The sequence below is a fragment of the Ectopseudomonas chengduensis genome, assembly GCF_900102635.1.
Taxonomy (GTDB): Bacteria; Pseudomonadota; Gammaproteobacteria; order Pseudomonadales; family Pseudomonadaceae; genus Aquipseudomonas; species Aquipseudomonas chengduensis.
In genome coordinates this window covers 51,763-58,442 of sequence record NZ_FMZQ01000023.1, presented here as the reverse complement: position 1 = coordinate 58,442, position 6,680 = coordinate 51,763, and the positions used below count along the sequence as shown (strand labels likewise).

Genomic DNA, 6,680 nt, shown 5'->3' with positions numbered 1-6,680 from the left:
CGTCTCAGTCGACGCCTGATTGAGTACGCGATAGAACTGATCGAGTTCGGTTTGCAGGGCCGTGCGCGGCTGATTGAGCAGGAACAGGACGAGGTTCTTGAAGGTGAGCTGGCGTCGGCGGGTAAAGTCTTGAGGATTCTGGCGGTGGGCGGCGATGAAGGCGGGACAATCGAGCGGGCTGGTTATTTTTTGTACAATTTTCAAGCCAGGGTTTGGCTGGCGGTGTCAAGCGATGCGGTATAGGTAGTCAAAAGGGCTTCTCCCATGCACTGATTTGAGCGCTAATTATATGATATTTATGGATAATTTCCAAAGTTGATGACATTGGGCTTTAGCCCGTCCCAGTGAGCGCAGCGAACGGTTTGAAGCAATTGTTATATACGTATCACTGCGCTTCATTGATGTAAATTTTATGTTCTGTGCCTTTGTCGTCGATGGCAAGCATGTATTTACCTTGACCTGCCGGCCAGGCAAACGATAAAGAGCATAGATTTTCCAGATTTACGCTATGGGATACACAATGTTTCTTTAGATTGCCCCCCAATAACCAATTGTTTTTTTATTCTCTCTGACTCAAGCTGAGCGGGCCTGAACTCCCTTGCAAGCCAGTTTATTTCAACATTATAGCCTTTCTTGTGAATCTTCCCAATTTCGTCGGCAACGAAATCATGGTCGACATAGTTCATTGAGCTTACAAAGCTGTGCCCGAAATTGTGGATTGCTGATTTTATGTTTTTGTACTTCATATTTAGATCAGCATATAACAGTGATTAGATGGAAGGCAGTACTAATCCGATAGTAGAGCCTTCCACCTAACTCTGCATCACCCTCGTCGCCGCCCAGAAAAAGTTCTTTTAAATCAGTGCATTACCAGCTAGCCCCTGATATCCGGACGTATTCGCTTGACTTCCTCTTTTTGCCATACCATTACCACTGTGCAAAAACACAGCCAGGGAGTCGACCACGGAAACCCCCAGCAGACCTCGCCTGTAGAGCAGTTCAGGGCGGTGATGCGTTTGCATCATTAGAGCATCCGCACAGAAAAATCCTGTTGGTACTGGATTCGCTATTTCATCCGTTTCCATCAACTTCGCCATCCATTGGAGCTCGGTGCTGCCGAGGTCAATGCCTTTCTCTGATGGTTGGCAGTTAGGCGCCAGGTATTGGTATCTGCGCAGTTCAGGGGCTGCAATGCCAGGGGCAGGCCAATATGGTCAGCCTGCCAGGCTTACCGAGGTTATCGTGAAGGCATCCCCGGATTGCATCCGGGCTACGGGGTCTGTGCCGCTAAGCCTTGGGCAGCGCCTCCAGCACCTGCCGATACAAACCCTGCAAACGCTGGGCATCCTCTTCTTCCAATGTTTCCTGCTGCAGCCTGCGTGAGAAGACGTCCTCCACCGACAGCTCGTCCAGCGTCTCCCGCGCTTCGCTGGCCAGGCTGGCCATGGCGTTGCCGCGCTCACGGCGGATGCGTAGCACTTCCACGGGATGCCCTTCGCACAGGGCGTTGATGCGGCTTTGCAGGTCGCTCAGGTAGTCGTCAGTGCTCACTTGCACTTCCAGCCATACGGGCCGCTCGGGCATGCCCTGAGCAGCTACTTCGGCGATGGCGCCTGCCAGTTCCTTGAGCGAGCCGCGCAGGCTGGCCATGGGTTGGAAGACCGGCACGGGCAGTGGCGTGATGGACTGCAAGGTGGCGCCCTCGAACGTCAGCAGCAGGACTTCCTTCTGCTGACGTGCCTCGTCGAAGGACAACGCAATCGGCGAGCCGCTGTAGCGGATATGCTCCAGGCCGCCGACCTTCTGCGGGCGGTGGATATGGCCAAGGGCGATGTAGTCCGCCGGCGGGAAGGCGCTGGTGGGGAATGCCTCCAGGCTGCCGACGTAGATCTCGCGCACCGACTCACTGGCGCTGGCGCCAACCGTGGTGAGGTGACCGGTGGCAATGATCGGTAGCGTCAGGCCCAGCTCGTCACGCTTGCTCGCTGCCAGCTCGTACAGCGCCCGGTAATGCTCGGCGATGGCTTGCTGCAACGACTGCTGTTTGTCCTGCGCGCTCTGCCCCGCCTGGCTGGCCAGCACGTCGCGCGGGCGAATGAAGGGAATGGCGCAGAGAACCGCGCCCGGCTGGCCAGTACGATCATTGAGCACCAGTACCTGTTCGGCCAGATCGACGCCCACGCTCGGCACCACCTGGGTACCCAGTTGCGCCAGCAGGCTGCGGCTTTCACCGAGCATGGCCGGTGAGTCATGGTTGCCGCCCAGTACGACCAGTGCGCAGCCGGCGTCGCGCAGCTCCACCACAAGCCGGTAGTACTCCTCGCGGGCGTAACTGGGCGGTGCGCCGGTGTCGAACACGTCGCCGGCGATCAGCAGCACGTCCACGGCGTGCACACGCACCTGCTCCAGCAGCCAGGCGCAAAAGGCCTGGTGCTCGGCCTGCCGAGTCTTGCCCATGAAATGCTGGCCCAGATGCCAGTCGGAGGTGTGCAGGATGCGCATGCGAAAACGACCAAAGCGAAAAACCCGCCTACAGTGCCTGCGCGCCCGCAGGCTGGCAATGCCGCAGTAACGGATAGGCCGATCACATCCGGTTACACAGCCGCAGGCGCTGCGGTTAGTGGCCTGAAGGGCGTTCTTGCACGATCCTGCTGCACATCGGTACGAACCTAGCCCCCGCTCACCAGTCGGAAAAAAATCGCCACCCGTGAGGAGATTTTCCCGATGAGCGCTCTATCCGTTCGTAGCTTCGCCTCCTTCACCCTCCCCGTCGGATTGCTGGCCAGCCTGGTGGTTGGCCCCGCGCAGGCCCAACCGCCCAGACTCGACGTCCCTTATGTGCCCACGCCGGAGCCTGTGGTGGCGCATATGCTCCAGCTGGCCGAAATCGGCCCGGACGACTATGTCATCGACCTGGGCTCGGGCGATGGCCGCATCGCCATCTCCGCCGTGCAGGATCACGGTGCCAGAGCGGCCTACGGCATAGACCTGGACCCTGAACGCATCAGCGAGGCGCAGGAGAACGCCGAACGCGAGGGCGTGGCGGACAAGGTCACGTTTGAGCAGGGTGACCTGTTCCAGAAGGATATTTCCGAGGCCGACGTGCTGACCATGTACCTGCTCTCCACGGTCAACATGCGCCTGCGCCCGGTGATTCTCGACACCCTCAAGCCCGGTACTCGGGTAGTGTCGCACGCCTTCAACCTCGGCGACTGGGAGCCTGATCAGAGCGATGTGATCAATGGCAGCTCGGTGTTCCTGTGGATCGTGCCAGCCAAGGTCGCGGGTCAGTGGACTCTCGAGCTCGATGGCCGGAATCATCAGGTCGAACTCGATCAGCGCTTCCAGAAGGTGGTTGGCAAGGTCGACGGCCAGCCCGACGTGCTCAGCGGCCAGTTGAAAGGCAACGAGCTGCGCTTCACCTTCGACGACAGGCTGTATGTCGGCCAGCTCAACGGTGACCGTATCGAGGCGGTGCCGGCCGATGGTGCACAGCAGGGTTGGGTCGCGCGCAGGAGCTAAGCCATGACATCGCTAGTGTCCTCGCAGCGCGCCGGGCTGTCGGTGATCGATGCCGTTGCCATGCTGGTCGGCGTGGTGATCGGCGTCGGCATTTTCGGCCTGCCGCCGCTGGTGGCGCAGCATGCCAGCAGCGCCGAGCTGTACCTGGCCCTTTGGCTGGTCGGTGGTCTGGTGATGCTGATCGGTGCGCTGTGTTACGGCGAGCTGGGTGCGGCACATCCGGACCAGGGCGGCGAATACCATTATCTGAGCCTGGCCTGGGGCCCGCAGGTCGGCCTGCTGTTCGCCTGGGCGCGCGGTACGGTGATCCAGACCGGCGCCATCGCCGTGGTCGCGTTCATCTACGGTGACTATGCCCAGCGCCTGCTGCCGCTTGGAGACTATGGCAGCGCCTGGCACGCCGCTCTGGTGGTGGTGGCGCTGACTCTGCTCAATGTGCTGGGCACGCGTGAATCGCGACGCGCCCAGCTGTTCTTCACCAGCGTGACAGTGCTGGCCCTGCTGCTGGTGGTGCTGGCCGGCCTGGTGCTGGCCGAACCGCAGCCGCATACCGCCAGCGCCGCACCTGCCGGCGGCAATCTGGCGGCGATGCTGGGCATGGGTATGGTGTTCGTGCTGCTCACTTATGGCGGCTGGAACGAGGCGGCCTACCTGTCCGGTGAGCTGCGCAACCCGGCGCGCAACATGAGTCGCGTGCTGCTGATCGGCACTGCGCTGGTGACGGCCATCTACCTGCTGGCGAACCTGGTCTTTCTCAATATCTTCGGCCTCGACGGCCTGCGCCAGAGCGATGCCGTGTCGGCGGACCTGATGAACATCGTCGCCGGACCACGGGCCGAGGCGCTGCTGGCAGTGTTCGTCTGCCTGACCGCATTGAGTACCTTGAACGCCACGCTGTTCACCGGTGCGCGGGTCTACTACGCGCTGGGCCGCGATGTGCCGCAACTGGCATTCATCGGTCGCTGGAACGAACGCGGCGCCACCCCGGTACGCGCCTTGCTGCTGCAGTGCGCACTTACCCTGCCGCTGATCCTGTTCGGCGCCCTGAGTGCGAACGGTGTACAAACCATGGTGGCCTACACCGCACCGGTGTTCTGGCTGTTCATGTTTCTCGTCGCGCTGGCGCTGATTCGCCTGCGCCAAAGGCGACCTTGGGTACGGCGGCCATTCAGCGTACCGCTGTATCCGCTGACGCCGATCCTGTTCGCCGCAACCTGCCTGGGCCTGTTGTATTCCAGCGCGCTGTATGCCGGCAGCGGCGCGTTGCTGGGTCTGCTGGTACTCGGTGCCGGCCTGCCGTTGCTGGCCCTGCAGCGCCCGCAAGCCGTCGAGCAGGGCGAACACGCCGAGTGAGCAGCACTACATTGCCCAGTCCTTGACCACCACATGGGTCTTGACCTTCTGCATGCCGGGGAACGCCTCGATGGCACCGCGCACCTCGCTCAGGCGCGTCATGCTCGGGGCTTCGATGAATACCAGCATGTCGGTTTCCCCACTGATGCCGCTGCAGTGACGCACCTCGGGCAGGGCGCGCATGCGCTCGACGTAGTCCTCACAGCGTCCGCCCTGATAGAAGAGTTCGAGAAAGGCCTTCACGCCCGCCTCGCCCGGCTCGGCCACCTGCGCGTGATAACCACGAATCACCCCGCTGCTCTCCAGATAGCGAATCCGCTCGCTGACCGCCGAACGTGACAGGTTGACCTCACGGGCGATCTGGCTGACGGAGGTGCGCGCATCGCTGCGCAGCAGAGCGAGGATCTGACGATCGAACTTGTCCACGGGGCTTCTCGGGCGGCAATCGGATTGACGGTGAAAACCGCCATTTCGTCGGCAAAAGGCGACAGCCTGCAACTGGCTGGCGCCCTACCATGGCGGTATCTGGAAAATGATGAGCATACCCCATGAGTCGATTGAACAAGGAATTGGGCCTGCTGCAGGGCATCGCCCTGCTCAGCACCTCGCTGCTCGGCACCGGCATCTTCGTGGTGCCGGCGCTGGCAGCCACGGCAGCCGGCGAAGCGTCACTGTGGGCATGGATGATCCTGATTGCCCTGGTGCTGCCGGTGGCGTTCACCTTCGCCCAGTTGGGCAAGCGCTTCCCTCACGCTGGCGGCGCGCCGCACCTGATCGGCCGCGCCTTCGGCCTGCGCATGGAGGGGGTCAGCGCCCTGCTGTTCCTTGCCGTACTGCCGGTCGGTCTGCCCGCTGCGCTGCATATCGCCAGCGGTTTCTGGCTGGCGCTGTTCGATCTCGATCGCAGCGACCTGCTGCTCATCGAACTGGCCACGCTGGGCGCCATCCTCCTGCTCGGCCAGCGTCCACCGAAAGCATCGGGCATGCTGCAGGGGCTGATCGCCGTGGCCATCGTCGCCAGCGTGGCGCTGATCTGGTGGGTCGGTGATCTGCCGCGCGCCAGCCAACCGCTGCTGCCGGCGATGGACGGCCAGTGGCACCTGCTGCCAACGGCGCTGGGGGTAATGTTCTGGTGCTTCGTCGGCATCGAGGCCTTCACCCACCTGGGCGAGGAGTTCAAACACCCCGAGCGCGACTTCCCATTGGCGCTGCTGCTCGGCGTGCTGCTGGCCGGCCTGGTGTACTGGGCCTGCTCGGTGGCGGTGCTGAGCTTTGCCACTTACGGTGACGTGCACAGCGACACCACTGCCCTGCCCCGTCTGTTCGAGCAACTGCTGGGCGAGCGCGCCCGTGTCCTGGTAGCGGTGCTCGGTTACCTGGCCTGCTTCGCCTCGATGAACGTGTACATCCAGGGCTTCGCCCGGCTGATCTGGAGCCTGGCCGATGAGGGCCGTCTGCCGGCCAGGCTGGCCGTGCGCAACCGCCGGGGCGTACCCGGCAAAGCCTTGCTGCTGGTAGTGATCAGCTGCGCACTGTGCGCCATGCTCTCGGCCACCTTGAACCTGTCGGTGGACGATTTGATCCGCTACGCCAATGGCAACTTCGTGTTGATCTACCTGCTGAGCATGGCCGCTGGCTGGGTGCTGCTCAGTGGCATCTGGCGCCTGCTGGCCGGGCTCAGTGGGCTGCTCTGTGCCGCAGTACTGGCGATGCTTGGCAGCGATGCGCTGTATGCCTTAGGGCTGCTCGCCGCCCTGCTGCTGTGCAGTCATCTGCGTGCAAGGCACAAGGCGCTGGCGTAATCG

General features: G+C 62.1%; 7 protein-coding genes and 1 pseudogene. 4 read left to right on the top strand and 4 right to left on the bottom strand.

Going from position 1 to position 6,680, the window contains the following annotated elements:
- Together BLS08_RS24575 and BLS08_RS26665 are read right to left on the bottom strand one after the other, a co-directional pair.
- Positions 1–204, bottom strand: a pseudogene (locus BLS08_RS24575) (IS4 family transposase); the annotation flags it as partial.
- 650 nt (positions 205–854) lie between these two features.
- Positions 855–1,097, bottom strand: coding sequence for a hypothetical protein (locus tag BLS08_RS26665; RefSeq protein WP_236699049.1), 243 nt, complete (start codon positions 1,095–1,097; stop codon positions 855–857).
- Here BLS08_RS26665 and BLS08_RS26660 point away from each other — a divergent pair.
- The gene (locus BLS08_RS26660; protein ID WP_330219701.1) at positions 1,062–1,139 is read left to right on the top strand and encodes a hypothetical protein; all 78 of its coding nucleotides are present in this window, start codon (positions 1,062–1,064) and stop codon (positions 1,137–1,139) included. The genes BLS08_RS26665 and BLS08_RS26660 overlap by 36 nt on opposite strands.
- 148 nt (positions 1,140–1,287) lie before the next feature.
- Here BLS08_RS26660 and sbcD read toward each other — a convergent pair whose 3' ends face one another.
- On the bottom strand, positions 1,288–2,502 hold the full coding sequence (gene sbcD / locus BLS08_RS24560; RefSeq protein ID WP_017675229.1) for an exonuclease subunit SbcD: 1,215 nt from the start codon (positions 2,500–2,502) through the stop codon (positions 1,288–1,290).
- A 222-nt stretch (positions 2,503–2,724) separates the two neighbouring features.
- Between sbcD and BLS08_RS24555 the strand changes: the two genes are divergently transcribed.
- The gene (locus BLS08_RS24555) at positions 2,725–3,522 is read left to right on the top strand and encodes a 50S ribosomal protein L11 methyltransferase (protein ID WP_017675230.1); all 798 of its coding nucleotides are present in this window, start codon (positions 2,725–2,727) and stop codon (positions 3,520–3,522) included.
- A 3-nt stretch (positions 3,523–3,525) separates the two neighbouring features.
- Complete coding sequence (locus BLS08_RS24550) at positions 3,526–4,875, top strand: APC family permease (protein WP_017675231.1); 1,350 nt, start codon at positions 3,526–3,528, stop codon at positions 4,873–4,875.
- Positions 4,876–4,881: 6 nt separating this feature from the next.
- Here BLS08_RS24550 and BLS08_RS24545 read toward each other — a convergent pair whose 3' ends face one another.
- The gene (locus BLS08_RS24545; RefSeq protein WP_017675232.1) at positions 4,882–5,301 is read right to left on the bottom strand and encodes an Lrp/AsnC family transcriptional regulator; all 420 of its coding nucleotides are present in this window, start codon (positions 5,299–5,301) and stop codon (positions 4,882–4,884) included.
- Between the two features lie 122 nt (positions 5,302–5,423).
- On the opposite strand from BLS08_RS24545, the gene yjeH reads away from it, so the two are divergent.
- Entirely contained in the window at positions 5,424–6,677 is a 1,254-nt protein-coding gene (gene yjeH, locus BLS08_RS24540; RefSeq protein WP_055984863.1) for an L-methionine/branched-chain amino acid transporter, read from the top strand.
- Positions 6,678–6,680: the final 3 nt, after the last annotated feature.

What these genes read in the sequence shown, in the direction of transcription:
- sbcD (WP_017675229.1), bottom strand. Translation starts at nt 2,502, where the DNA reads ATGCGCATCCTGCACACCTCCGACTGGCATCTGGGCCAGCATTTCATG.
- BLS08_RS26665 (WP_236699049.1), bottom strand. Translation starts at nt 1,097, where the DNA reads ATGGCGAAGTTGATGGAAACGGATGAAATAGCGAATCCAGTACCAACA.
- yjeH (WP_055984863.1), top strand. Translation starts at nt 5,424, where the DNA reads ATGAGTCGATTGAACAAGGAATTGGGCCTGCTGCAGGGCATCGCCCTG.
- BLS08_RS24550 (WP_017675231.1), top strand. Translation starts at nt 3,526, where the DNA reads ATGACATCGCTAGTGTCCTCGCAGCGCGCCGGGCTGTCGGTGATCGAT.
- BLS08_RS24555 (WP_017675230.1), top strand. Translation starts at nt 2,725, where the DNA reads ATGAGCGCTCTATCCGTTCGTAGCTTCGCCTCCTTCACCCTCCCCGTC.